This is a genomic window from Actinocrinis sp. (assembly GCF_035938995.1).
Lineage (GTDB): Bacteria > Actinomycetota > Actinomycetes > Streptomycetales > Catenulisporaceae > DASZGI01.
In genome coordinates this window covers 1-2,461 of the sequence record NZ_DASZGI010000351.1, presented here as the reverse complement: position 1 = coordinate 2,461, position 2,461 = coordinate 1, and the positions used below count along the sequence as shown (strand labels likewise).

The following is a 2,461-nucleotide window of genomic DNA, read 5'->3' as shown; positions in this document are numbered from 1 at the left end:
CAGGCTCAGCGCAGGCTGTGCTGCCACTGCCGAACGGCCGACCGCCGGTGGCGCAGCTCGACCGCCAGCCGGCTCGGCTGCACCACAATCACCGCGCAGTGGGCGTGGGCGACGCAGTGGGTGGTGGTCGAACGGTAGGAGAGCCGGTGCAGCAGGCCGCGCTGGTTCTTGCCGACCACGAGGAGGTCGTTCTCCCGATCGGCCACCTCGACGAGCACCTGACCCGCCGGTCCGCGCACGACGAGCGGCGACAAGGGGACGTCAGTGGGCGGACCACCGAGTCCTTCGTCGAAGGCTGCCAGGAGGCGCTGTTCGGCCTCGAGTGCCCAGGCGTCGGACAGAAACGGCGGGAATCGGCGATACGCGGAGTCGCCGCCCGGCGGCTCCCACGCGATGACCGGAATCAGCGTCGCGTCGAAGGCGCGAGCGTGTCCTAGGGCGAATCGCAGTGCCTGGAGACTCGTCGGCGAGCCGTGGACGCCCACGATTACGCGCCCGACATGTCCTCCACCGACATCCGACACGCGGTCCATCCCACCACTCGCCGCTCTCGGTGACGAGGATTCAAACACCGATTCAACGGCCGATACGCCGAACTGGCGCGTTTCTAGCGGCGCAAACCCTCCGCGAGCGGGCCGAGCGCCAGCGCGGGCAGGAACGTCAGGCCGACCAGGACCACCGCGCTGGCGCCGGTGAGGGTGACGAACATCGGGCCGTCGGTGCGCAGCGTTCCCGCCGTCACCGCCCCGGGCTTCTGCCGGGCCAGCGAGCCGGCCAGGGCCAGCACGAACACCATCGGCAGATAGCGGCCGAGCAGCATGACCAGGCCGAGCACCACGTTGTACCAGGTGGTGTTTCCGTTGAACCCGGCGAAGGAGGATCCGTTGCTGTTCGCGGACGAGGTGAAGGCGTATAAGACCTCGGATAGGCCATGTGACCCGCTGTTGCCCATCGACGCGCGCTCGCCGGGCAGCGCGATCGCGATCGCCGCGCCCACCAGCAGCACGAATGGTGTGGCCAGGTAGTACAGCGCGACCTGCGTCATCTCCCGGCCGCCGATCCGCTTGCGGACGAACTCCGGGGTGCGCCCGACCATGAGCCCGCCGAGGAAGACCGCGATCAGCGCGATCATCAGCAGGCCGTACAAGCCGCTTCCGACGCCGCCGGGGGCGATCTCGCCGAGCATCATCGCGGCCATCAGGAACCCGCCGCCGAACGCGGTGAAGCTGTCGTACGAGGAGTTCGCCGCGCCGTCCGCGCTGCCCGTGGCCGCGACCCCGAACAGCGAGGAGCCGCCGGCGCCGTAGCGCACCTCCTTGCCCTCCATCGTGCTGTGCGCCGCGGCCGCTGCGGTACCGCTCGCGTGGCTCTCCGCGATCCCGGTCCCGACCGCCAGCAGCACGAAGAGCGCCCCGGCCACGCCGAGCAGCGCCCACCCCTGTCGGGTGCTGCCGACCAGGCGCCCGTACGCCCGGATCATCGCGACCGGCACGATCAGCATCAGGATGATCTCGGTGACGTTCGTCCACGCGGTGGGGTTCTCGAAGGGATGCGCCGAGTTGGCCGCGAAGAACCCGCCGCCGTCGCCGGACATCAACTTGACCGACTCCCACGAGGCGACCGGGCCGCCCGGGATCGACTGCGTCCCGCCCGCGACCGCGGCGGCGGTGTGCGCCGAGTCCCAGTTCTGGATCACTCCGAGTCCGGCTAACACAATGCCGCTGATCAGGGCCAGCGGCAGCAGCACCCGGGTGATCGAGCGGGTGAAGTCGACCCAGAAGTTGCCCAGGTCCTCGGTCTGTCGCCGGATCAGCCCGCGCACCAGCGCGAGGGAGACCGCCAGCCCGACCGCCGCGGAGGCGAACGCCTCGATGCCGAGCCCGGCCGCCACGGCGACGTAGCCGGTGGTCGCCTCGGGGGAGTAGTTCTGCCAGCTGGTGTTGGTCACGAACGAGACCGCGGTGTCCCACGCCAGGGCCGGGGAGAGCCCGCCGAGTCCTTGCGAGTACGGCAGGTGAGCCTGTAGCCGCAGCAGAAGGTAGAGGACGAGGATGCCGTCGGCCGACAGTGCGAACACCGACCGCAGGTACTGCCGCCAGTCCTGTTCGACCTCGGGGTTCACGCCGCTCAGGCGGTAGACGGCGCGTTCGACGCGCCAGTGCCGGACGCCGTCGCGCGCACTCGGCCCGAGCATCCGCGCGATGTAGTCGCCTAACGGGATGTGCAGCAGGACCAGCGCCGCGATGACCGCCGCGGCCTGGATCCAGCCCGAAGCCTGGGACATCTCTCCTCCTCGCCCGGGTGGGTACCGGGCGGGGAGGACTGATCTCGCCCGGTTCTCCTCCGACGAGTCATCGAACTCGCTTCGCGCCGGTCCGCGACCTGCGCTTACGGGACTCGTACGGCGCGCGGCCGAACTCTGACGCCGCGCACACGCCATGTGGAGCAATGACGGGGGAGC

The 2,461-nt window shown here is 70.3% G+C and carries 2 protein-coding genes; both read right to left on the bottom strand.

The annotated features are described in order from the left end of the window. Positions 1-5: 5 nt before the first annotated feature. Positions 6-485, bottom strand: a complete 480-nt coding sequence (locus VGZ32_RS24670; RefSeq protein ID WP_326888573.1) for a universal stress protein — start codon at positions 483-485, stop codon at positions 6-8. Between the two features lie 122 nt (positions 486-607). Then, positions 608-2,284 (bottom strand): potassium-transporting ATPase subunit KdpA, encoded by a 1,677-nt coding sequence (kdpA, locus tag VGZ32_RS24665; protein ID WP_326888572.1) that lies wholly within the window; start codon positions 2,282-2,284, stop codon positions 608-610. Positions 2,285-2,461: the final 177 nt, after the last annotated feature.

Excerpts from the sequence above, each read along its gene's own strand:
- kdpA (WP_326888572.1), bottom strand. The coding sequence starts at position 2,284 with ATGTCCCAGGCTTCGGGCTGGATCCAGGCCGCGGCGGTCATCGCGGCG.